Below are 23,376 nucleotides of genomic sequence, written 5' to 3'. Positions count from 1 at the left end.
ATCACGAGCAACGCGGCAAGTATCTCGACTTCCCACCTGAAGTCGACGGCCGGCACAGTGCATAACCTGTCCCATCGTCGGGACTCCGGTGTCGTCATGGAGCCGACATCGCGGCACGAGCGGCCCACGAGCCGGTAGGGAGCGTCCGACACTTCCGCCAATTGGGCGAAATTCAGTCCGACCCCTACTGCTGTCGGGTTTTTCGCAACCACCACAGTCCCGCGATGGGGAGTACCACCGGGATGAAGACGTAGCCGGATCCGAAGTGCGACCACACCGTCGGCTCCGGGAAGTCCTGGGGCTGGATGTAGCTGAGCGTGCCGATGCCGATCACTCCGACGAGTTCGATGATGCAGGAGACCGTCACCACTCGTCGTGACGCTTCTGTAGCTCGGGCCAGTCCCACCGTGGCGATGATGTAGACCACCGCAGCGAAGGCGGACAGCAGGTACGCCACCGGTGCGTCGTCGAATCGTGTGGTCAGCTGCACGATCGAGCGTGACGTCGCGGCGACTGCGAACACTGCGTAGACGGCGATGAGGAAGCGACCGAAGCCGGTGCGCGTCGCTTGCTGGAGGTTGTCAGGCATATCCGGCCCAAATCTGGCTCAGGCGCAGCACCATGGCTGCGAGGGTGAGGACGGCAACGAGCAGTACCGCTGTGCCGCCGCGGGAACGGTCGCCCAGGGACCACCACGTCCCGAGAGGGAGTAGGAACAGCAGTCCGACGAGGTAGGACCCGAAGGTCAACCGATGAATCTCGCGGTCCGAGGTGAACATCATGACGAACCCGATGACGGCTTGAAGTGCGACGACTGCCTCGGTGGCAGCGATGGTCCAGAACAGTGCGCGATCGGACCTGTTCTTCAGCAGGACGGGTCGGTTCATTGCGAGCTTTACGAGTACCCAGATGCCCACGACCAGGGACAACGCGTACAACAAGCCGGTGACGGCGCCGATCATCGAGTTCCTCGCCAAGTTCGGGTGGATGGATGGAGCGGCCTCCAGGGTATCCGCGTAACACCACGTCAACACTGTGAGGCCCTCGAAACACGGCGTTGTTCCGGGTGTGACCAACAGGAAATGGATGAGGCTTGTACTTGTCCTATGGCCGCGGAGGATCTGCTCTCCCGCCGGACATGACCTCTTTTCCCCAGGTGGCCACAGGCGTCCACCCGATTCAGTCAGCTCTGTGAACTCTAGGAGAAGCACATGTCAGATATCGACCAGGCCATCGCCGAGAACATCAAGAAGTCTCTCGAAGAGATCCCGCACCCGTCACTTCCCAAGGGCAGCAACATCTACGGGTCCACCAAGATCTTCCCCGACTACAAGGCGGAGAACGGCGAAAGCTACTTCACACTGGTGCACGGCATTGCCCACGAGTCCTCGGTGTCGTTCGTCGCAGTACTTCAAGCGACGCGAGCTCTGCGTAAGGGTTTCGAGTCGGCCATGTACTTCTACGGCCCTGGCGCTATCAATTGCCTTGCCACCCGTGGCTTTCCGACGACCGGTGACTCCGGGTTCCCCGGTGAGCAGAACATCAACGATTCTCTCGCGACATTCATCGCCGAGGGTGGCACCGTGTTCTGTTGCCGCTTCGGGCTCGCGTTGCACGGTGGCCGCGAAGAAGACCTCATCGAGGGCGTCATCCCTGCACACCCCCTGGACGTGCAGGACGCGCTGATCCACTACGCGCGCAAGGGTGCCATCATCAACTCGACCTACATGGTCTAGGGGCACCTATGTCCGTCTCTACGCGCGTGGATCTGGCGCTGCTCGGCATTCGAGGAGCGACGCCGGTGTCCAGAACTGCCGGTGCAGGGCCGAGTGACGACGGACATGTCCGCATCGACGGCCTCGGCGCAGCCATCCCGCGCAATCCGCTCAGTCCGTACGTACTCGAAGAGGGCCGAGTCCTGTTCGACGGCAACGACATCGGTCTCGATGTTCAAGCCGTCGACCGGCCGAAGTTCTACGACCTCGCCACCGCCGACGGGATCTCCTACGAGAAGATCGCGAAGCTGCACGGCTCCAGAGTTCTCGCGACCACCGTCGTGCAGACCTGCATCCGCTACGACGCCGATCAACGGTGCCGCTTCTGCTCCATCGAGGCGTCGCTCGAGGCCGGCGACACCATCGCCGTCAAGACTCCGGTGCAGCTTGCCGAGGTGGCCGAGGCAGCGGTGCGGCTCGACGGCGTCACGCAGATGGTCATGACGACGGGTACCTCGGCCGCGAAGGATCGCGGCGCCCGTCATCTGGCCCGATGTGTGCGAGCCATCAAGGCGGTGGTTCCGCAGCTGCCTATTCAGGTGCAGTGCGAACCTCCCGGTGACCTGCAGACGATTCAAGATCTGTACGACGCCGGAGCCGAATCCATCGGCATCCACGTCGAATCTCTCGACGACGACGTTCGGCGCACGTGGATGCCGGGCAAGGCCTCGGTCTCGATGGACGAGTACCGCGCTGCGTGGAAAGAAGCGGTTCGTGTGTTCGGACGCAACCAGGTCTCGACGTACATCCTGGTGGGGCTCGGCGAGGATCCCGACGAATTGGTCTCCGGGGCAGCAGAACTCATCGAGATGGGCGTCTACCCCTTCGTCGTCCCGTTCCGTCCTCTCGCCGGAACGTTGGCGGTGGACGTCGACCGGGCGACGGCTCCCGATCGCGACGTGCTCGAAGACATCACTCGACGCGTCGCCAAGGAACTGCAGGCCGCGGCGATGCTCGGATCCGATCAGAAGGCAGGCTGCGCGGCATGCGGTGCGTGCAGCGTCCTGCAGAACGCGGGAGGCTGACATGTACGGCGTCGTAGAGGGCAACGATCTCGCCGGATTGTCCGGTGCTGCAATCACTGTCGTGCAGCCGGAGTTCATCGTCCAGCCGTGCAGCGGCGCAGCAGAACTGAATGCGTACCGGGCACTGCGTACAGAGACGTTCGTCGCTGAGCAAGGTTTGTTCGCCGGCACCGATCACGACGACGTGGACGACGATTCCCGCTGCGTCGTTCTCGTGGCCACCGACCGAGACGGCACCGTGCTCGGCGGAGTGCGGCTGGCACCCTGCACGGCAACGGATCTGGGGTGGTGGGCCGGCAGTCGCCTCGTGGTCGCTGCCTCGGCACGCACTTCCGGCGTCGGGCCCGCCCTTGTTCGGGCAGCCTGTGCCCATGCCGAGAGTCGAGGCGTACTTCGCTTCGACGCGACGGTGCAGAAGAGCAACGAGCAACTGTTCACCCGGCTCGGGTGGATTCGACGCGGCGACGTCGAGGTGGCCAATACGCCGCACGTGGCGATGTACTGGCCGATCGACCGCATCGAACGGCTCGTCTCCTCCACCAAGGCCATGCTCGCCGGGGTACTCGCACCTCTCCGAGCGCAGCCACTCGGGCTCGGTGCCAGAGGCTTTCGAGGCGACGACGGCGTTCCGGTACCGGGTAGCGACATGATCGCCGCGTGCGATGCCATCATCCCTTCCATGGTCGATCGAGACCCCGATTGGGCCGGTTGGTGTGCCGCGCTGGTCAATCTGAACGACCTCTCGGCGATGGGTGCGCACGCTGTCGGAATGCTCGATTCCGTCGGAGCACCCACGCAGAGTCGGCTGACCCGCATCATCCGTGGTCTCGCCAATGCCTCTGCGGCATGGCAGGTTCCGGTACTCGGCGGCCACACCCAGGCCGGGGTGCCGTCGTCGCTGTCGGTCACCGCTCTGGGGCGCACAGCGAACCCGGTGCGGGCCGGCGGGGGAAGCGTCGGCGATCGATTGACGCTCACCGCCGACATCGAAGGCGACTGGCGACGCGGATACCATGGTCAGCAATGGGATTCGTCCTCTCGCCGGAACTCCGAAGAGCTGACGACCATGGCGTCGTTCGTCGCCCGCACCGCACCCAAGGCCGCCAAGGACGTCTCGATGGCAGGCCTGGCCGGCACCACCGGAATGCTCGCCGAAGCGAGCGGAACCGGTGCCGTGCTCGATGTCGCGTCGATACCGAAGCCGGGCGCAGCGTCGATGGGCGAATGGATCACGTGTTTTCCAGGGTTCGCGATGATCACCGCGGACCGTCCAGGTGCACCTACTGCACCGTCCGGACCAGCACTGTCCGCAGAATGCGGAGAGCTCACCGACATTCCGGGCGTCGCGCTGCGATGGCCCGATGGAATCACCACTCGCGCGGTCACATCCACCGTGACCGGATTGGGAGAAGCATGACCACCCACCCGCAGCCCGTCACTATCTCTGTCGCCGCAGCCGAATTCGGCCGCGACATGGAACAGGGTTACGCGACCATCGCCGCGTTGCTCGAGGAATCACGCAACCGCGGCAGCCAACTACTCGTCCTGCCCGAGGCCTGCCTCGGCGGCTACCTACCCAGTCTCGGCGGCGGTGACGAGACCGAGGAATCGCGACAGCGTCGACTGAAGGCGCTGCCGCCCGCTCTGGAGCTCGACGGCCCCGAGATCAAGCGGGTCATCGACATGGCGGGCGATACCGTCATCACCTTCGGTTTCTGCGAGAAGGACGGCGACACCCGCTACAACGCCGCCGTGACGGTCGACGGCAGCGGCATTCTGGGTTCGTACCGCAAGGTGCACCAGCCGCTCGGTGAAAACCTTTGTTACGACGCGGGAGACAGCTACTCCGCCTTCGATACTCCGATCGGCCGCATGGGCATGCAGATCTGCTACGACAAGGGATTCCCCGAGGCAGCAAGGGAACTGGCGCTCGACGGTGCCGAGATCGTCGCGTCCATCTCCGCCTGGCCGACGGCACGTACCGCGACGGTGGAGAATATGGAGGAGGACCGCTGGAAGCAGCGGTTCGACATCTACGATCGAGCCCGGGCGCTCGAGAATCAGATCATCTGGGTCGCAGCCAATCAGGCGGGTACCTTCGGATCTCTTCGATTCGTCTGCAGCGCAAAGATCGTCGGCCCCGGAGGAGAGATTCTCGCCGGAACGGGTGTCGAACCAGGCTTGGCGACGGCCACCGTCGACGTCGCTGCCCTCATCGGCGCAGCACGTGGCGGCGGTATGTACAACCTGCGTGATCGCCGGCCGTCGGTCTATCGGACCATCACGAAGGAGCCGATCCATGCCTGAGATGTCGTTCCTCGTGCGATGGCCCGACGGCCGCGAACAGTCCTGCTATTCACCCTCGCTGGTGATGCACGATTACCTGACACCCGGCCAGGAGTACCCGGTGGCGGAGTTCGTGCAGCGGACGTCGGAGGCATTGACGGTCGCCAGCGATCGAGTTCTCGCCAAGTTCGGAATGCGGTGCACCTCGGCCGCACAGCAGATGGAGGAGATTCACGGTGCCAGTACCTCGTACGAGGCCGGTACCGTTCGCGTACTGAGCATGTCGGGAGCTGAATTGCTATGACAGAGAACCACAGTGCAATAGAGAACTACTCCGTGATAGTCATCGGCGGCGGACAGGCGGGTCTGTCCATCAGTTGGCATCTGACGCAGCGCGGCATCGAACATGTCGTTCTCGAGCGCGACACGATCGCGCACGAGTGGAAGGACTCGCGCTGGGACAACTTCACTCTCGTCACCCCGAATTGGCAGTGCGCACTTCCCGGATATTCCTACGACGGTGACGATCCCGACGGATTCATGCCGCGCGACGAGGTCCATGCCTTCGTGCGTCGCTACGCCGAGAGCTTCGATGCACCCGTGCGAGAACGTGTTTCGGTCACAACCGCACTACAGAGCGGGGATGGTGGTTTCGACCTGCAGACCTCCGCCGGCCCCATGCATGCCGACCAGATCGTCGTCGCTGTCGGTGGCTACCACATCCCCACCATCCCACGGTTCGCCGAGAAGCTCCCGCGCAACATCGTCCAGCTGCACTCGTCCGAATACCGCGGCTCGCATCAGTTCCCGGATGGAGACGTACTGGTCGTCGGCACCGGCCAGTCCGGCGCCCAGATCGCCGAGGATCTGCACCTCGACGGCCGACGCGTCCACCTGGTGGCCGGCACCGCTCCCCGCGTCGCGCGCTTCTATCGCGGCCGCGACTGTGTCGCCTGGTTGCACGACATGGGCGTCTACGATGTCTCCATCGAAGATCAACCCGGTGGCGTCGGCAAACGCGAGAACACGAACCACTACGTCACCGGCCGTGACGGTGGACGAGACATCGACCTGCGCGCATTCGCCACCGAGGGAATGCAGCTCTACGGCCGACTGCTCGGCGTCGAGGACGGCGTTCTGCAGTTCGCACCCACTCTCGAGGCGTCGCTCGATGCTGCGGATCGGGTGGCCGAAAGCATCAAGGACAGCATCGACGCCTACATCGAGCGCGAGGGCATCACTGCCCCCACCGAGGATCGCTATGTGCCGGTGTGGCGTCCGGAGTCCGAGATCACCGAACTCGACATCGCCACCGCAGACATCACGGCCGTCGTATGGTCGGTCGGCTTCCGCACCGACTACCGCTGGCTGAAGGTCGGTGCTTTCGACGGCGAAGGGCACCCGACGCACAACCGTGGTGTCACCTCGGTACCGGGCCTGTACTTCCTGGGTCTGCCGTGGCAGCACACCTGGGGTTCGGGACGCTTCGCCTCGGTGGCCCGCGACGCTGCTTTCCTCGCCGACCAGATCGGGCTGGAAATCAGTGCTGCGCAGTCTCGGAACTCACCGCAGCCGCAGAGTCAGATGGTCTGAGTTCGACGTGGCCCCCATCAAGATCGGCGCACTGGCAGCGCATTTCGGGCGTGATGTCGACCGGGCCGTTCTGAAGATCACCACGATCATCTCCAGTGCGGCGCGGGAAGGCATCGACCTCCTGGTGCTGCCCGACGCGTCCCTCGGGGGCTACATCAACAGCCTGAGCAATCCGGATCCCGCGGAACTACCGCCCACCCTCGATCCCGACGGTCCGGAACTGGCTGCGATCATCGCCGCGGCCGGGAACATGACGATCTGCATCGGGTACACCGAGCTCTCGAAAGGGCTGCGGTACAACGCTGCAGCGTGCCTCACGGGAGACGGCATTCTGGGTAGCCACCGAAAGGTGCACCAGCCGCTCGGGGAGTCGCTCGCCTACGCGGCCGGCGACCACTTCGAGGCCTTCGATACCCCGGTGGGGCGGATGGGCATGCTGATCGACTACGACAAGACGTTCCCGGAGTCGGCGCGGACGCTGGCACTCGACGGCGCGAGAATCATTGCGGCGCTGTCTGCCTGGCCTGCCAGCGTCACCGACCGTGCATCCTCGCTGCCGAACGATCGACAGTCCCGTCTGTTCGATCTGTACGACGCAGCCCGGGCAGCCGAGAATCAGGTGGTGCTGGTCTCCTCCAACCAAACCGGAGTGATGGGGTCCCTCCGCTTTCTCGGGCAGGCGAAGATCGTCGGCCCCGGTGGCGACGTCCTGGCGCGGACCTGGTCCAAAGGGGGTCTTGCGGTGCACGAGATCGATGTCGACGCCGAGGTCGACCGAGCCCGCCGGGGGTTGCATCACCTAGCGGAGCGTCGAGTGGACGCGTACCCGAATCTGTTGCAGGAGAAGCCGGGTCAGTGAAGATCAGCCTGCTGACCTATTCGTCCAAGCCGCGCGGCGGAGTGGTGCACACGCTGGCGCTGGCCGAGGCACTGGCGCGCGCCGGGCAGGACGTGTCGGTGTGGTCTCTCGGGCGCGGCGGCGACAGCACGTTCTTTCGTGCCGTCGACCCCGCCGTCGACATCAGAATGGTCCCGTTCGTGCATCGGGACGGGGAGAACGTCGGAGAACGAATTCTGCGGTCGATAGATGTTCTGCGACAGGCCTTCACGCCGGGCGAGTACGACATCGTCCATGCCCAGGACTGCATCTCCGCCAATGCCGTCGGCCGCTGCATCAGGACCATCCATCACCTGGACGAGTTCACCACGCCCGAGCTGGCCGCGTGCCACGAACGCGCGATCAACGCCCCCTACGCACGGATCTGCGTGTCGGCAGCGGTCGCGAGCGATGTCCAGCGTGGATGGGGATTCGACCCCACCGTCATTCCGAACGGTGTCGATGCAGGCAGGTTCACCGCAGCCGAAGAATCGGGCCGATCACACTGGCAGGAGAAGTTCGGCAGGTACGTGCTAGCCGTCGGCGGCATCGAACCACGCAAGGGCAGTCTCGATCTGCTCGACGCGTTCGCCCGGTTGCGTTCGCACGACCTTCGACTGGTGTTCGCCGGTGGCGAGACGCTGTTCGATTATCGCGACTATCGCGCGGAGTTCGACCGTCGCGCAGTGGAACTCGGGATCGAGCCGATGATTCTCGGTACCGTCGACGACGACGAGCTGCCGTACCTCGTGGCGCAGGCTGCCGTGCTGCCGTTCTTCTCCACCAAGGAGGGCTTCGGACTGGCCGCCATGGAGGCACTCGCCGCATCGACTCCCGTCGTCGCGCGAGATCTACCGGTACTTCGGGAAGTGTTCGGAGACAGCGTTACCTATGCGTCTTCGATGGAGAGCATGGCAGCCGAGCTCGAACGTGCCGTGCGAGAACCGCGGAATCCACTACCGGGGCTGGCGCTCGCGCAGAGCCTCACCTGGGACGAGGCTGCGCGTCGACACCTGGAGTTCTACTCCTCGCTGCGCTGACCGCTACGCTTGTTGCGTTTGAGTCGATGGGGCTTGAGCTTGTGGAACCCTTTGACCCGTAGCGAGCGGACCGATTTGAGGTAGAACTCGGAATCGTGACGCAGTTCCTCGGTCATGACGGTGTCGACCAGGATCGTTCCCGGATTGGACGAACTGGTCAGGCGCGCAGCGATGTTGACCACCGACCCGTACAGGTCGCCGTAGCGGGCCAGAACCGGTCCCCAGGCCAGCCCGACCCGCAGATCCGGCATGTCCTCCTGCTCGGCGAAAGCGTCTTGCAGGTCGAGGGCGATGTGAGCGGCATCCTCGGGAGTCTGTGCGCTGAACATCACCTCGTCGCCGACGTTCTTGATCACCGAACCACGCCCGCGCGCAATGATATTGGTGGCCAGGGACTCGAACTCCTCGAGGAGTGTCGTCAATTCGCCGATGTCGAGGCGACGCGTCAGACTGGTGTAGCCGACCATGTCGGCGAACCCGACGGCCATGATGGGGCTGTCGGTGGCGTCGTCGGGAGCGGCGATGGACCGTCCGGCCGCCGCGGCCAAGTGGCGACGCCAGGTGTAGCCCTGAAGCGCTTCGAGGGTGGGGACGGTCTCGGCCGCGATGTCCCTGGCGTTGCGCCGGATGACGTCGATGTCGTTCTGGTCTTCCTCGCTGCTGGTGATGCGCTCGAGGATGTGAGAGTTCACCACGCCCACTTGCCATTCCGCGAGCCTCGACATCGACTGCCCGAGAGTGCGCGCGATCGCGACCTCCATCTCGGGCTTGATGACCTTCTGCTCGGTGAGTCCGGTGATCAACTTCAGTGCCTCGAGGTCCGCGTCGGTGTAGACGACCGCCTCGGTATCGGTGTGGATGGGGAAGCCCATGCCGATCCACAGCGCGATGACCCGTTCGAGCGGCAGCCCCGACTTGTCGACGATGTCGGAACGGGTGTACTTCGGCGTGCCCCCCAGGAGATTGCGTTCGATCTCCGCTTGCACCACCGAGTTGATCTGGTTCTCAGGCATATCCCAACGTTCTGTCGAAATAGGAACGAACATCGTCCACGTACGCGTCGATCTTGTCCGGCTCCCAGTCCGTGGTGGGAATGGGCTCGCCGACGGTGACCTTGACGGTACCGGAGTGGACGGTGAAATCCTTTTTCCACATCACGTCACCGGCATTGTGGATGACGATCGGGACGATGGGCACTCCGGCCTGCATGGCCAGGTGGAAGCCGCCCTTCTTGAACCGGCCGAGACGGGACGTCGGCATCCGTGTGCCCTCGGGCGCGATGGCGACGGAAATACCACTGTGCAACTTCTCGATGGCCGGACGCATCGCCTCGCGGGCCTGTGAAGGATCACCACGATCGACGTAGGCGACGTCGAAGATCCTGCCCAGCAGCGCGAACCGTGGGTCGCGCTCGAGCTCTCGCTTGGCGACGGCGGTGATGTCGCGGCGCAGGATGGATGTGACGATGATCGAGTCGGCTGTGCTCTGGTGGTTGAACATGAACACCGCCGGCCGCGCCGACCATGCATTCTCGGTGCCGGTCACGTCGAGCTTCACCCCGGCGATGGTCAGCGCGATGTCCGGTGCGATGGTGCTGGTGATGTTCGCTCCGTTGCGGCGACTGCGCGTCAGCAGCCCCAGCCCCAACCCGATCGACGCGCTGGCCAGTACCGATCCGAGAGCGGCGGTGCTTCGCACTGCGGAGGTGAGGTCGGTGCCACGCTTGGGGCTCTCCAACGTCAGCGACGGCCACTTCTTCTTCGCGGCGTACCGCTGAAGATCCGGATCGGGGTTCAGCGCGACGGGACGTCCGACGGCCTCGAGCAGTGGCACGTCCTCTCCGCCGTTGGAGTAGGCGAAGCAGCCCGCGAGGGCGATGCCCTCACGTTCGGCGTAGTCGATCGCGGCCTGTGCCTTGCGCGGCCCCCACAACGAGTCGCCCACCAGCTCCCCGGTCAGTATCCCGTCGGTGACCACAGGGGTGGTGCACAGCAGCGTCTCGAACATCATGTCCTGCTGAACGGGCAGCGCCTGGTAGGGCGTGGCAGAGGTGGCCATCACCAATCGATGGCCGGCATGGCGGTGCGCCTCGACGAGGGCGCGTGCCTGCGGATAGATCATCGGCGCGATCTCGTTGCGGAACAGCGTGTAGGCCTGCTCCATCAGATCTTCTTCCCGACGTCCTTCGAGGCCGCGGACGGCCTTGCCCATCAGATTGTCGACCGGGGAGTTGCGCATCCGCATCTCGACGACGGCGCTCGATATCTCCCACAGTTCCTTGACCGTCACGTCGAGGGTCTTGAGACGTTCGAGAAACACTGCGCGGGCGGAGAACCCGTTGATCAGGGTGCCGTCGAGATCGAAGAATGCGACAGTGTCTCGGCCGGGTGGAGCGGCGGCGATCGCGATCAGCCGATCGTCGAACTCGGTCATGAATTGTTCTCCTCGGGGGCCGAGATCGGTTCTACCTGGCGCAGCATGCGGTGGGCCATGTCGCGGATCGTGCGCACCTTGCGTGCCCACTCGTCGATCTCGAGTGCGAAGTCCCGGCGTCGACGCGCGATACCGTCGGAGCCGGAATCGACGAGATCGCGGTTCTCCGCCAATTGCAGTGCCGTATCGAACAATTCGCCGGAGATCGACTCGCTGTGATCGAGCTGCTGACGAAGCCGTCTGGCCTGAGCGGCACCGAGGCATTCCGCGATGAACTTCGACTTGTCGAATTCCCCGCTCTGCGGCAGCAGCATCAGCTGATCGGCTACCACCTGGTATGCCTCGAAGATCGGCTGCAGCACGCGGTGCGCGAGATGCAGATCCTGTGACTGAAGTTGTCGCGCAGCGTAATCGGGGTCGCTGATGTGGGTGCGCCAGTCCGGGTCGATGAGATCGACCTCGGACTCGAGTCGTTCGCCGAAGTCCTTCTTGTCGCCGAAGAAGAACTCGAACTTGAGCAGATCACGCAGCTGCAGTGCCGACTGCCACAGGGACTCCTGAGTCAGTGGCGTCGAATCACCGCTGGTCGGCAGAACGACCAACTCGCCGATGGCCCGCATGACGAAGAAGTGAATGGCGTTGTTGCGGAAGAACGCTGCGACGAGATGCTTGTCCTGAGCCAGATAGAACAGCGGCTCGGGGCCGTCGTCGAACCGTTTGACGACGTTCGCGTTCACCTGTGCGATGACGGCCGATCGGACGACGTCGACGTCGGCGATGTCCACTCCGCCCGCAGTGGGCAGGTTGCGGCGTTTGATGTAGCGGGCCAGTGGGGCGATGATGGCCCACATCTCGTTGACGTTGAGGGCGCGATCCTCGATGCCGAGTAGAGCCATGGTGACCAAGGCCGCCGGCGTCACCGGTGTCGCGTCGTTGATCGCGTGGGAGACACCGAGTGCGATCTTCTGCACCGCCACCCGCTTGTCGGTGTTCTCGGCGACGATCGACGCGACCGATATCGGCTCGCCGAAGTTGAGGTACACGTTGCCGCGCAATGTGCCCTGTGCGCGGATGTAACCGATGGCCATCCGGATGCCCTCGGCCTGCTTCTTCGCTCCGTGCGATTCCTCGGCCATCGCGCCGACCTCGTGCAGACGGTCGTAGGTGATGGACGTGGGAACCAGGTAGACGTCCTCGGCATCGCTGGTCTCGAGTGCGTCGACCAGATAGGTCAACAGGCCGAACCTCGGCGGGCGAAGCTTGCCGGTGCGGCTACGGCCGCCCTCGATGTACCACTCCAGGTTGAACCGCTTGCTCAGCAGGAAGCTCATGTACTGACGCAGAGTCCACTTGTAGATCGCGTCGGAGAACTTGCGCTGAATCAGCACGACGCCACTGCGTTTGGCGATCGGACCCAGCGGCCAGAAGCCGACGTTGATTCCGCCCATGACGTGGTTGAGTGGCAACCCTTCGGCCAACAGCGCCGGACGCAACACGAGCGGATCGAGATAGGAACGGTGATTGGGCAGGAACACCAACGGATAGTTCTTGTTGAGCTCGCGCACCTTCTGGAGTTGATCGCGGTCCACATCGACCTTGTACGCCCGCGAGAAGTACGCCCCGAGCGTTCCCCACATCTCGACTGCGCGGCGCGTCTCGGTCGCGACCATCTCGTCGAGGATGTCGTGGACGCGTGTGTCGACGGCGTCGCGATCCTGGCCGACTTCCTCCGCCAGTTCGGTGATGCCGTCTCGGAACTTCTTCTGCTCGGTCATGTCCTCGACGACGAAGCGCGGGATCTTGTATTCCGACCCGATGACGCCGCGCTCGGCTTTGTCCAGAGCCAGACTGGCCTGCCGCAGAATGAACGACGACAGCGACGTGCCGCCACCGCGCTCGAACCGATCCTGTAGATCACTGAGCGTCGCGGGCTCGCCGACGAGAACTGCGGAGTGGTCGGGATCGTCTCCCGCCACCCATCGCTGCCACACCTGCGTTGGCTTGGAGCGCCCGCGAGGAGCGAAGATTCGGTGCAGGATGCCGTTCTTGCGATCGGACAGCGTCACCCGAAGCGGGATCAGCAGCGGATCCTCGGCGTATCCGCGAACACTGTCCGACAGTGACGTTCTCGCCTCGCCGGAGAGCACAACCGAGGGTGGACGGGGCTCGCCGTCGGGAGTGGTGGCGTCGATCCACTGATTCAGAGCCTGAACCTCGAGGGTGGATTTGGCGTCGAGCAAATACACGTGCGGACCGTCGCTGAGCGACTGCTCGTCCGCGTCGAGGTGGTACATCGAGACTCCTGTTCCGTACCTGCGCAAGAAGGCACGCCGCCAGGCTACGCGGCAGAAACCGTGCGCGAGGGCGGTTCGGCGAGGTGGCTCCGGACACCGATGTCGCGGCCAGTCGCGCGGCTACTCGTCGGTACGCGAGCGGACTCGGTGGGACCGAAGGGGCGCGCACGAGGACTGTCGTATAGAGTTGTCGACATCGGCCTTCTCGGCCACCCCAATCTAAGTGTTAATCCAAGTAACAGTTACTTGCGGTTACAGTTACTTGGATTAACAGACAATACTTCGTGCATCGATCCGACGCGCCCTGCGCTGCACGGCGACATCGTGCGTGCATTTGTGCGACAGTATTCGCAAACACTTTCGAGAAAGGCCGGTAGTCGATGCCACCCCGTGGGCGCGCCGTGAACGATTCGTTGACTCCCGAGAATCTGACGACGCTGGCTGCGGCGCTCGCCGAGGGCCGTCGGGCCACCGTCTATCTCCGTGAACCGAACCCGAGCCTCGGCCTGCCCGACGGGACGTCGGCGAAGGTCGTGTCGATCGACGGCAACACGGTGACGATCAGCCCGAAGGGTGTCAACGACGAATTGCCCTACGAGGCAGAGGAACTGCGGATCACCCGCAATCCCGCGACCCCTCCGGCACCGGCGAAACGACCGGCCGCCAAGCGAATCCCGGCATCGGCACCGGCTCGAGAACCCGCATCGGCCCCCACCCCGAAGCGACCGGCTGCAGCCACTGCACCGGTGGCTTCGACTGCATCCACTCCTACCGCGTCGACGGGATCGGAGGTGCCTACGCCGAGTCCGACCCCGCGTCGACAGAAGAAAGCACCGGGCGGAATCAGCGTCACCATTCATGCCGGGGCCGACAACGATTGGTCGGTCACGGTCACTCAGGGCGCGAAGCGGCCCACCAAGGCGCAATCGGTGAGCCCGGAGTCGGTGAGCCGCGCTGTTCGAGAGTTGGGCGATCCCATCGCATGCGACGCGGTCGAGGCCGTCATCTCCCACGCGCGCGAGGAGGCTGCTCGTCGCGTTGCAGAACTGAGCCGCCAATTGGAGGAGGCGCGCACGACGCTTGCTGCCCTCGAGCAGGACGTATGAGCGACTCGCTCGTGTTCGTACACCTCTTGTTGCTAGGGTTCTGCCGACACCGCTGAGAGGGAGTACATGTTCAAGAAATTCATGCTCGTCGTCGTGGGGGCGGCTGCAATCGTAGCCAGCGTCGGCGTGGGGACCGCATCCGCGGCCACTCCAGCTGCTCTCGGCGGCGGCTCGGGAATCATCGTCGGAGGCCAGGCCGAGTGCACGCTGACGACGATCGGAAACGACCGCAACGGAAACCTGGTCGGCTTCACCGCCGGTCACTGTGGCCAAGCAGGTGCCTCCATCGTCCCCGAGTACGACACCTCCCTCGGTGAGGTCGGGCGCATCGCCTTCTCCAACCCGGAGTACGACTACGCCCTCATCGAATTCCAGCGTGACAAGGTCGCACCGATCAACCGCGTCGGCAACGTGACCATCTCTCAGGTCGGCCCGCCGACGGCGTTCCCGAACATCGTCTGCAAGGAAGGCCGTACCACCGGCAACACCTGCGGACTCGCGTACGGCGACATCCTGCAGTCGCAGGAGACCTGGGCTCAGCTGTGCGTCGTCGAAGGTGACTCGGGCAGCCCGGTCGTCGTCGGCAACACACTCGTCGGCATGGTCAACGCCTACCTCGGCGTCGCGTGCTTCGGCCCCGAGGTCGGCACCAACTTCGACGCGATCCTTCGCAATGTCGACCAGGGCAACGGACTCGGCGCAGGATTCGTTCCGGCTCCCTAGATCTTTCGGTTATCGGCCGCAGGCCCCGTTCGCGCAATCACACTGCGCGAACGGGGCCTTCGTCGTTCGCGGGGGCCGTGCTGCTCTCAGCGGGCGCGAGCGGACGAATCGGCCGACCGAACGTCCGCGACGATGCGTTCCGCGTCGTTCGGCGCGATTCCCAGCAACACCAAGCTCGACGTCGTTGCCGCTCCCGCCGGGTCACCGAGCAATCCGGCGTTGGTGGCGTCGAGGATCGACAGCGCAATGGCCTCGATGTTGAGGATCAGAACCTCTGCCGCGAGGTAGGACGAGAACACACCCTCGCGCTGTCCTCGACGGATGACCGCGGCAGCCGCGTCGCGCATCGGAGTCAGTAGATCGTGGATGCTGTTGTGTCCCAGATCGGATCGCGCGACCGCGAGCAGTAGCCGGTACTGATCTCCGACGCGCGCCAAAGCCAGCGTCTGTCGAACGAACACCGTCACCGCCGATTCGTCTGCTGCAGGAATTCGAGTGAGCGCAGCCGAAATTCGCTCGGCTGCCTCCAGGGCGATACCGTCGATCAGAGCTTCGCGAGAGGCGAAGTGGGCGTAGACGGTTCGCCGGACCACTCCGGCAGCGGCGGCGACGTCGTTGATGGTTGCATCAGGATTGTCTGCCAGGACCCCTTGTGCGACATGCAGAATTCGTGCTCGGTTGGACCGGGCGTCACGCCGTTGCACGGGCGGCGCTGCCGCGTCCCGTGCAGTCGATCCCGACTCCGTCGTCTTACGCACAGGACAAGATCTAGCACGATCGCGGGCGCAGAGTGTGGTTGCCGCCACAAAAGATTGCCGATCCTAGCCGAAGCTTCCTAAGCTGCACAGCACTGTGCAAGGTGTGTCTCGCACTTTGCCAACGGGGGGGGAACACACGATGACACTGCTTGCGATGACGCCTGTCCAAGATATGCACAAACCGTACCCGCGACGCTGGTCGGCGTTGGTGGTGTTGTGCCTGAGCCTGCTGATCGTGGTCATGGCCAACACGTCGCTGTTGGTCGCCGCACCGTCGATGACACTCGATCTGAGTCTGACGAGCAGCGACCTGCAGTGGGTGATCGACGGGTACACCGTCCCCTACGCGTCGTTGATGCTGCTGTGCGGCGTGATCGGTGATCGCTACAGCCGCCGCGGCGCGCTGATTCTCGGCCTGATCATCTTCGTTGCCGGTTCGGTGGCCGGGGCGCTCACCGATGCAACCCTCGGAGTCATCCTCGCCCGCATCGTCATGGGTGTCGCGGCTGCGATCGTCATGCCCGCGACGCTGTCGCTGCTGGTCGCGACGTTCCCCAAGCGTGAGCGCGCCACTGCCGTCACCGTGTGGGCGGCCACCTCCGGGCTCGCGATCGCGGCCGGTCCCTTGCTGGCCGGCTGGCTCCTCGAGAGCTTCACCTGGCATTCGACGTTCCTGATCAACGTTCCGATTGCGTTGGCCGCCATCGTCGGAGCCGTCGTGCTGGTCCCGCCGTCTCGAGCCGTCGCGCCGGGGGCGATCGACTGGATCGGTGGACTGCTATCGGTGCTGGCCGTGTCGACGATCGTGTACGCCATCATCGAGGGGATGCACTTCGGCTGGACGGTCGGACCGCTGTACTTCGCGCTGGTCGGGCTGCTGTCGGTCCTGGGTTTCGTGGGATGGGAACTGCGCCATCCCAATCCGCTGCTCGACGTCCGAATGTTCTCCTCCCGCGTCCTCAGCGGCGCCACCCTCGCGGTGGTCGTCTTCTTCCTCGTCACGTTCGGCGCGATCTACTTCGTCGCCCAGTACCTCCAGTTCGCTCTCGGCTACGGCCCGGTGTCCACCGGTGTGCACCTGTTGCCTCTGGCAGGGGCGGTCTTCGTCGGATCGGGAATCACGATGTGGCTCACGCCGAAACTGGGGCCGCGTATCACCGTGACCGCAGGCATGATCGTGGGAACGCTGTCGGTCGTCTCGCTCATCGGAATCGACTCGGCGGCAACGTACTCCGATTTTCTGCCGGTGCTGACGCTGCTGGGTCTCGCGATCGGTCTTTCCGTCTCGCCCTGCACCGACGCCATCATGGGCGAGTTTCCGGACAGCAAACTCGGGGTGGGCGGCGGTCTCAACGACACCGCACTCGAACTCGGCGGATCGCTCGGTATCGCCGTGCTGGGGTCGGTGCTCGCCGCGTCCTACCGTCAGGGAATCGAGAGCTTTCTGCAGACCTTCCCCGGTAAGCAGCCGAACGGCCAGTACACCGGGCAGGCGGCGGAAGGGCTTGCTGCGTCTCAGGATTCGCTCGCAGGTGCGGTGATCGTCTCCGACATCATCCGCGACCAGAACTCCTTCCTCGGTGGGTTCGCCGACAATCTCGAAGCGAATGCTGTCGCGGCGTTCGGGGACGCGGTGGTGCACACGAGTGTGGTTGCTGCCGTGGTGTTCGGCGTCGGCACCGTGATCGTGGCGCTGCTGATCCCGTCGAAAACGGTGGCTTCGACGTCGTCGGAGAAGATCGCGTTCGAGCCGATCGTGCCCTTCGTCGCACCGCAGGCGAAGGATGCTGCAGCAGATCGTGAGGTCGCCGAGCTCGAGCAGCTGTTGGAGCGGCCGTCGGCAGCAAAGCCCGACAAGGCCGGTCCGAAGCACACATTTCGGACCGTGGCCGAGCCGGCTCTGGTGGACGTCGAACTCGAGCGGCCCAGCATCTATCAGCTGGCTTCGAAGGTGTACGAGCTCGATGCGTCGGTCACCGCTGCGGCCACGGTGGCCGGCAAGTCCGGCGATCGGGTGACGATCCATCAGCTGGCGCTGTCGAATCTGGCGCGGACCAGGCGCGTCGAGGCCGAGGAAGCTCTCGATGCTGCGCTCGAACTCAGCGATCTTCCGGTTGCGCCAGCACCGAAGCCTGCCGAACCCACCGCGCCGCTGCAGACTTTCTACCAGCGGGCCAGCACGCAACACGCGAACTGCACGGCATTCAAGGAGCGCTCGAGCTCCATGTGGGCAATGCCGCTGTAGCTCCGCCCTGACCCCGCTCACCCACCCTGCCCGCCAACCCCTGCCCGTTCGCCCCTGCCCGTTCGCCCACCCCGCTCGCGTGAATGGACCATTGCACCGCCGAGACGTCTGCAGGGTGACATTCACGCGCACGGTGTTCATGCGTGAATGGACCGCTGCACCGCCGAGACGTATGCAGTGGTCCATTGACGCGGCAGGGGGACGCGGCAGGGGGGCGGGGTGGGGCGGGGAGCAGGTGGGTAGTGCTAGATCAGCACCGCACCGTTCGATGCCGAACCGACCAGCTTGGAGTACTTGGCCAGCACTCCGCGGGTGTAGCGCGGCGGCAGTGGGGCCCAGCCCTGTGCGCGGGAGTCCAGTTCGGCTGCGTCGATGAGCAGGTCGAGGGTGCCCTTGCCGACGTCGAGTCGGATCTGGTCACCATCGCGGACGAAGGCGATCGGTCCGCCGTCGACTGCCTCGGGTGCCACGTGCCCGACGCACAGGCCGGTGGTGCCGCCGGAGAATCGGCCGTCGGTGAGCAGCAGGACGTCCTTACCGAGTCCCGCGCCCTTGATGGCACCGGTGATCGCGAGCATCTCGCGCATTCCCGGCCCGCCCTTGGGACCTTCGTAGCGGATGACCACGACGTCCCCAGCTGCGATGGTGCCGTCTTCGAGAGCATCCATGGCTGCGCGTTCACGCTCGAAAACCCGTGCCGTGCCGACGAACACATCGGAGTCGAAGCCTGCGGACTTGACCACCGCTCCGCCCGGGGCGAGCGAGCCCTCGAGGATGGTGATGCCGCCTGTCGGGTGGATCGGCTTGTCGAGTGCGCGCAGCACCTTGCCGTCGGGGTCCGGCGGTGCGATGTGAGCGAGGTTCTGCGCGACGGTCTTTCCGGTCACCGTCATGCAGTCGCCGTGCATCAGGCCGGCGTCGAGCAGGGCCTTCATGACCACCGGCACTCCGCCGATCGCGTCGACGTCGGTCATGACGTGCTTGCCGAAGGGCTTGACGTCGGCCAGGTGCGGCACCTTCGCGCCGACGCGGGTGAAGTCGGCGAGGGTCAGGTCCACCTGTGCCTCGTGGGCGATGGCGAGCAGGTGCAGCACGGCGTTGGTCGAACCACCGAAGGCCATGACGACGGCGATGGCGTTCTCGAACGCTTCCTTGGTGAGGATGTCGCTGGTGCGGATGCCGCGTCGCAAGAGATCGACGACGGCCTCGCCACTGGCGTGTGCGAATCCATCGCGGCGGCGATCGGGAGCGGGGGGAGATGCGCTGCCGGGCAAAGACATTCCCATGGCCTCGGCTGCGCTGGCCATCGTGTTGGCGGTGTACATTCCGCCGCAGGCACCCTCGCCTGGGCAGATGGCGCGTTCGATGGTGTCGACGTCGGCCCGGGACATCAATCCGCGCGAACACGCACCGACGGCCTCGAAGGCGTCGATGATCGTCACCTGATGCTCGCTGCCGTCGGACAGGGTCGCGAAGCCGGGCAGGGTGGAGCCGGCGTAGAGGAAGACGCTCGCCAGATCCAGACGCGCTGCGGCCATGAGCATTCCGGGCAGCGACTTGTCGCAACCGGCGAGCAGGACGGAACCGTCGAGACGTTCTGCGCTGACGACGGTCTCGACGCTGTCGGCGATCACCTCACGTGAGACCAACGAGAAGTGCATGCCCTCGTGCCCCATCGAGATGCCGTCGGACACCGAAATGGTGCCGAATTCCAGCGGGTAGCCGCCGGCAGCGTGGACGCCCTTCTTGACGGCTTTCGCCAGCCGTTCGAGCGAGAGATTGCACGGGGTGATCTCGTTCCACGACGACGCAACGCCGATCTGGGACTTGCCCCAGTCGTCGTCGCCCATTCCGACGGCGCGCAGCATGCCGCGGGCGGCGGTCTTCTCCAGCCCGTCTGTGACGTCGCGACTGCGTGGCTTGACGTCGACGTCTGCGGTGATCTGCTCTTCTGGGGGATTCTGCGGGGTCGTCATGACGCTCCTGAGCGGTCGGCGGATGTGGATCCTCGGTCGCGTCCTGGAGGTTCCGCTCCTGAGGTCGCATTCACCGTCAACACTAAACCCGTGGATTCGGCGCATCGCCACTGCGGTTGACCCTCGGCCGGGTTTCTACACCACAAGGGCCCTCCTTGCAGTGACCATCGGCCCTGTCCCACAGCGCCGACGCGGGCCGACAGTGGAGGGCACAGTCACCGCCCCGCGGTGGGAGGTCGAGGAGAGATGATGAACGATCAGCCGGATTCGGCCGTGACGGAGATGTTGGTGGAGCTCGCCTGCCGCGCTCCGTCGGTGCACAACAGTCAGCCGTGGCGGTGGGTCCACTCCGAACACGGACTCGATCTGTACACCGACCGATCCCGACTGCTCGGCGCGATAGATCCCACCGAGCGGCAGATGGTGCTCAGCTGTGGGGCAGCGCTGGACCATCTGTGTACGGCAGCCGCGGCCTTTCGATGGACCACCGACGTCGACCTGATGCCGACGCCCGGTGCGCCGGACCATCTCGCGCGCGTCCGACTGTCCCACGACGCGCACCCTCGATCACACGAGTTCGACCTGCTGGCTGCGATCAACCGCCGCCACTCGGATCGTCGGGCGTTCGGCCCGGTGCCCGACAACCGGATTCCGGCCCGGTACGTCGGGCGGATCGACGCAGGCGACGACATTCGAGTCACGTTCCTGTCGGACGAATCCAAGGAGACGCTGGCCGCGGCATCGAAGTTGAGCGCGAATGTTCGCAAGTACGACGCGACGTATCAGGCCGAGATCAGGTGGTGGGCCGGACACTCGTTCCGATCGGGAGGAATTCCGCCCGAGGCCCTCACCGATCGCGCGGAGTCCTCGAGGGTGCAGGTGGGCCGTGAATTCCCCGAACCGCACCGAGCGGGCAGGACGGAAACACGAGAGCCGGCGACCGACGAGTCCACGGTGGCGCTGCTCGGTACCGCGTCGGACGAGCGTCTGGACTGGTTGCAGTGCGGGCGCGCAATGTCCGCCTTCCTGCTGGCCGCAACCGCCGACGGGCTGGCGACCTGCCCACTGACTCACATGACCGAGCAGTCCGGTAGTCGCCGCCTGGTCGAGTCGTTGGCCCCGGGACAGGGTGTGCCGCAGGTGCTGATTCGGATCGGTGCGCCTGCCATCGGCTCGCCTCTCGCCCCGACTCCGCGTAGAGCGGTGTCGTCGGTGCTGTCGGTGGCCGTCCGAAGTACGGCACGGGGATCGCGCAGAACGACCCTGCGCTGATCGGGGACCAGGAACCGGAACTGGGGACCAAATGCTCTGTGGCGCGGCTGTAGTCGAGTTGTCCAATGGGAAGTGAGCATCCGACAACGGATGACCGTCGACGGGCCCGACCGTGTGGCTCGTCTCAGACCGAGGACAGGAGATGACCGTGGTTCTCGCACATCATCAGAACATCGTTGTGGGCGTTGACGGTTCGCCGAGCAGCGTCGGTGCCGCACTCTGGGCGGCAACCCTGGCCGAGCGGTTGACTTCTCCGCTGCACATCGCCGGGGCGGTACAGCATCCAACGTTCTACTTGGGCGAGTCCGCATCGGTCGTTCCCGCCGACATCTGGGACGAGCAGCGTCGGGCGGCCGAACGCATCGTCACCGACGTCGCTACGGCAGTGCTGGCGCGGCATCCGCACATCGCGGTGACCACCTCGGTCGCGGAGGTGCCTGCATGCGACATGATGGTCGAGCTCTCTCGCACCGCGCGCATGCTGGTCGTCGGTAATGCCGGTTCAGGGCCCATCGTGTCTGCGTTGTTCGGGAGCACGGCACAGAAGACCGCGACCTCGGCGTGGTGTCCGGTGATCGTGTGGCGGGAAGGAATCGACACCGTCGACGCACCGATTCTCGTCGGTATCGACGGCAGTGCGACGAGTGAGGCGGCGGTCGAGCACGCGTTCGAGCTGGCCTCGCTCCTCGCGGTGCCGATGATCGCCGCACATGCCTGGAGCTCGTTGTCCCAGGGTGCCGCTCTGTCCCTGCCCGGATCGCCGGACGATGCCGAGATAGAGCGCGAGCAGCAGTTGTTGCTGTCCGAGTGCCTCGCCGGGTGGAGCGAAAAATATCCGGACGTCACCGTTGAACACGTTGTGCAGCTGGGCAACCCGGCACACCTACTGATAGAGCAATCCACACGGGCCGGCATCGTGGTGGTCGGCAGCCACGGGCGAGGTGTGGTGGCCAGTGCACTGTTCGGGTCGACCAGTAGCAACCTCACCCGGCGCGCGCACTGCCCCGTGATGATCTGCAGGGACCGATGACCAACCGGACGGTTCCGAATCGTGTGCGCCACAGCGAAGAACGTCGACGCATCCTCGACGCGAGCACCGCCGGCCGACTCGCACGAAACGCGCCGATGGCTCGGTCGATCGGCCACGACCACTTCGGCCCGACCGTCGACGTCGTGCCCTGCATCTGGATCGGGAGTCGGGTGTACTTCTACGCAGCGGGACGGTCGCAGTTGGGGCGCAGCATGCTCGACTCGTCGGTCGTGCTGGAATTCGACGCCGAGGATTCCGTTCGCGGAACAGTCTCCACCGTCGTCGTCCACGGTATCGCGCGTGCCGTCCCGGGCGGGCGAAGCGAGGCTCTCGAACAGGCTCTGCCGCAGCCGCATTCGGACGAACCTCCGATGCACCGACTGGTCGAGGTGACCCCGACATCGGTCTCGGGCGTCGAACTGACATGCCCTCGCCGCAACACTCACCCGGAATCGAACGCCGCACGACGGAGGGCCACGACGATGACCGACAACGAGACAGTGCTGGCGTCCGATTCCATCACGGTCGACATCCCGACGGCTCGGGGGCCGAGAGTCTTTCCGGTGACCACCGCCTCGATCGGGGCAGTGGTTCATGCCGTGATGATCGCGGAGTACGGACCGATCGGCGGGGTCTCACCGGACGGGCACATCCTCGGAACGGCAGTGCGCTCTCGATGGCCGAATGCGCGAGTGTTCGAGCGGCGCAGCACCGGTGAGCACGGGGCAGATCCCCGAGGCTACGACACTTTCTACGTCGAACTGGATGCGAGTGGTCGCCGCACCGACGCCGATCTCGACGAGGTGTCGGCCCTCTTCCGCTGAGCTTGCCGTTCATGACCTGCTGTTCATGACCTGCTGTTCACGACCTTGTGCCCTGGTGCGCCCTTCGTCCGCTGCGACACACTCGAAGGACGCACGATTCTCCGAGAGTGGGTGGTTGC

At 64.9% G+C, this 23,376-nt stretch carries 21 protein-coding genes; 14 read left to right on the top strand and 7 right to left on the bottom strand.

Translation table 11 applies throughout. The features are described from left to right. Positions 1 to 184 precede the first annotated feature (184 nt). Positions 185 to 589, bottom strand: a complete 405-nt coding sequence (locus tag MTX35_RS19585) for a hypothetical protein (RefSeq protein WP_243596560.1) — start codon at positions 587 to 589, stop codon at positions 185 to 187. Beyond that, positions 582 to 962, bottom strand: coding sequence for a hypothetical protein (locus MTX35_RS19580; protein WP_243596559.1), 381 nt, complete (start codon positions 960 to 962; stop codon positions 582 to 584). Before MTX35_RS19580 ends, MTX35_RS19585 begins: the two co-directional genes overlap by 8 nt. A 249-nt stretch (positions 963 to 1,211) precedes the next feature. Here MTX35_RS19580 and MTX35_RS19575 point away from each other — a divergent pair, with 249 nt between their 5' ends. Genes MTX35_RS19575 through MTX35_RS19540 form a run of 8 tightly spaced genes read left to right on the top strand, consistent with a single transcriptional unit; the run spans position 1,212 to position 8,596 of the window. After that, entirely contained in the window at positions 1,212 to 1,736 is a 525-nt protein-coding gene (locus MTX35_RS19575; protein WP_068048684.1) for an MSMEG_0572/Sll0783 family nitrogen starvation response protein, read from the top strand. Positions 1,737 to 1,744: 8 nt separating this feature from the next. Further along, on the top strand, positions 1,745 to 2,800 hold the full coding sequence (locus MTX35_RS19570; protein WP_243596558.1) for an MSMEG_0568 family radical SAM protein: 1,056 nt from the start codon (positions 1,745 to 1,747) through the stop codon (positions 2,798 to 2,800). Position 2,801: 1 nt separating this feature from the next. Then, the gene (locus tag MTX35_RS19565) at positions 2,802 to 4,217 is read left to right on the top strand and encodes an MSMEG_0567/sll0787 family protein (protein WP_243596557.1); all 1,416 of its coding nucleotides are present in this window, start codon (positions 2,802 to 2,804) and stop codon (positions 4,215 to 4,217) included. Beyond that, the gene (locus MTX35_RS19560; RefSeq protein ID WP_243596556.1) at positions 4,214 to 5,107 is read left to right on the top strand and encodes a carbon-nitrogen hydrolase family protein; all 894 of its coding nucleotides are present in this window, start codon (positions 4,214 to 4,216) and stop codon (positions 5,105 to 5,107) included. The genes MTX35_RS19565 and MTX35_RS19560 overlap by 4 nt, the downstream gene beginning before the upstream one ends. Next, positions 5,100 to 5,390, top strand: coding sequence for an MSMEG_0570 family nitrogen starvation response protein (locus MTX35_RS19555; RefSeq protein ID WP_243596555.1), 291 nt, complete (start codon positions 5,100 to 5,102; stop codon positions 5,388 to 5,390). Before MTX35_RS19560 ends, MTX35_RS19555 begins: the two co-directional genes overlap by 8 nt. Beyond that, positions 5,387 to 6,679, top strand: coding sequence for an MSMEG_0569 family flavin-dependent oxidoreductase (locus MTX35_RS19550; protein ID WP_243596554.1), 1,293 nt, complete (start codon positions 5,387 to 5,389; stop codon positions 6,677 to 6,679). Before MTX35_RS19555 ends, MTX35_RS19550 begins: the two co-directional genes overlap by 4 nt. Before the next feature lie 7 nt (positions 6,680 to 6,686). After that, complete coding sequence (locus MTX35_RS19545; RefSeq protein ID WP_037194809.1) at positions 6,687 to 7,538, top strand: carbon-nitrogen hydrolase family protein; 852 nt, start codon at positions 6,687 to 6,689, stop codon at positions 7,536 to 7,538. Then, the gene (locus MTX35_RS19540; protein ID WP_243596553.1) at positions 7,535 to 8,596 is read left to right on the top strand and encodes an MSMEG_0565 family glycosyltransferase; all 1,062 of its coding nucleotides are present in this window, start codon (positions 7,535 to 7,537) and stop codon (positions 8,594 to 8,596) included. The genes MTX35_RS19545 and MTX35_RS19540 overlap by 4 nt, the downstream gene beginning before the upstream one ends. Here the strand turns inward: MTX35_RS19540 and MTX35_RS19535 are convergent. Genes MTX35_RS19535 through MTX35_RS19525 form a run of 3 tightly spaced genes read right to left on the bottom strand, consistent with a single transcriptional unit; the run spans position 8,578 to position 13,323 of the window. Beyond that, the gene (locus MTX35_RS19535) at positions 8,578 to 9,609 is read right to left on the bottom strand and encodes an adenylate/guanylate cyclase domain-containing protein (protein ID WP_243596552.1); all 1,032 of its coding nucleotides are present in this window, start codon (positions 9,607 to 9,609) and stop codon (positions 8,578 to 8,580) included. The genes MTX35_RS19540 and MTX35_RS19535 overlap by 19 nt on opposite strands. Further along, complete coding sequence (locus MTX35_RS19530) at positions 9,602 to 11,029, bottom strand: HAD-IB family hydrolase (protein ID WP_243596551.1); 1,428 nt, start codon at positions 11,027 to 11,029, stop codon at positions 9,602 to 9,604. Before MTX35_RS19530 ends, MTX35_RS19535 begins: the two co-directional genes overlap by 8 nt. Further along, on the bottom strand, positions 11,026 to 13,323 hold the full coding sequence (locus MTX35_RS19525) for a glycerol-3-phosphate 1-O-acyltransferase (protein ID WP_243596550.1): 2,298 nt from the start codon (positions 13,321 to 13,323) through the stop codon (positions 11,026 to 11,028). The genes MTX35_RS19530 and MTX35_RS19525 overlap by 4 nt, the downstream gene beginning before the upstream one ends. Before the next feature lie 380 nt (positions 13,324 to 13,703). Here MTX35_RS19525 and MTX35_RS19520 point away from each other — a divergent pair, with 380 nt between their 5' ends. Together MTX35_RS19520 and MTX35_RS19515 are read left to right on the top strand one after the other, a co-directional pair. Then, positions 13,704 to 14,429, top strand: a complete 726-nt coding sequence (locus MTX35_RS19520; RefSeq protein ID WP_243596549.1) for a DUF6319 family protein — start codon at positions 13,704 to 13,706, stop codon at positions 14,427 to 14,429. A 66-nt stretch (positions 14,430 to 14,495) separates the two neighbouring features. Further along, positions 14,496 to 15,152, top strand: coding sequence for a serine protease (locus MTX35_RS19515; protein WP_121871385.1), 657 nt, complete (start codon positions 14,496 to 14,498; stop codon positions 15,150 to 15,152). Positions 15,153 to 15,238: 86 nt separating this feature from the next. Here the strand turns inward: MTX35_RS19515 and MTX35_RS19510 are convergent, their stop codons facing one another. After that, on the bottom strand, positions 15,239 to 15,910 hold the full coding sequence (locus MTX35_RS19510; protein ID WP_243596548.1) for a TetR/AcrR family transcriptional regulator: 672 nt from the start codon (positions 15,908 to 15,910) through the stop codon (positions 15,239 to 15,241). A 139-nt stretch (positions 15,911 to 16,049) separates the two neighbouring features. On the opposite strand from MTX35_RS19510, the gene MTX35_RS19505 reads away from it, so the two are divergent. Next, positions 16,050 to 18,155 carry an MFS transporter gene (locus MTX35_RS19505; protein WP_374230334.1) on the top strand — a complete coding sequence of 702 codons (2,106 nt, stop codon included), beginning with the start codon at positions 16,050 to 16,052 and terminating at the stop codon, positions 18,153 to 18,155. Between the two features lie 245 nt (positions 18,156 to 18,400). Here MTX35_RS19505 and ilvD read toward each other — a convergent pair whose 3' ends face one another. After that, positions 18,401 to 20,131, bottom strand: a complete 1,731-nt coding sequence (gene ilvD / locus MTX35_RS19500; RefSeq protein WP_243596546.1) for a dihydroxy-acid dehydratase — start codon at positions 20,129 to 20,131, stop codon at positions 18,401 to 18,403. Positions 20,132 to 20,380: 249 nt separating this feature from the next. On the opposite strand from ilvD, the gene MTX35_RS19495 reads away from it, so the two are divergent. The 3 genes from MTX35_RS19495 to MTX35_RS19485 all read left to right on the top strand — a co-directional run bounded on the left by MTX35_RS19495 (position 20,381) and on the right by MTX35_RS19485 (position 23,257). Further along, positions 20,381 to 21,403: a nitroreductase family protein gene (locus MTX35_RS19495; RefSeq protein WP_243596545.1), complete on the top strand. Its 1,023-nt coding sequence runs from the start codon at positions 20,381 to 20,383 to the stop codon at positions 21,401 to 21,403. Between the two features lie 142 nt (positions 21,404 to 21,545). Continuing rightward, a complete protein-coding gene (locus MTX35_RS19490) occupies positions 21,546 to 22,433 on the top strand; it encodes a universal stress protein (protein ID WP_243596544.1) in 888 nt (295 codons plus the stop codon). Continuing rightward, entirely contained in the window at positions 22,430 to 23,257 is an 828-nt protein-coding gene (locus MTX35_RS19485; protein WP_243596543.1) for a hypothetical protein, read from the top strand. The genes MTX35_RS19490 and MTX35_RS19485 overlap by 4 nt, the downstream gene beginning before the upstream one ends. The last annotated feature ends 119 nt before the right edge of the window (positions 23,258 to 23,376 follow it).

The sequence above is a fragment of the Rhodococcus sp. ARC_M12 genome, assembly GCF_022810385.1.
GTDB lineage: Bacteria > Actinomycetota > Actinomycetes > Mycobacteriales > Mycobacteriaceae > Rhodococcoides > Rhodococcoides navarretei.
The sequence above is the reverse complement of the archived record's forward strand: the minus strand, read 5'-3'. Positions and strand labels throughout refer to the sequence as shown.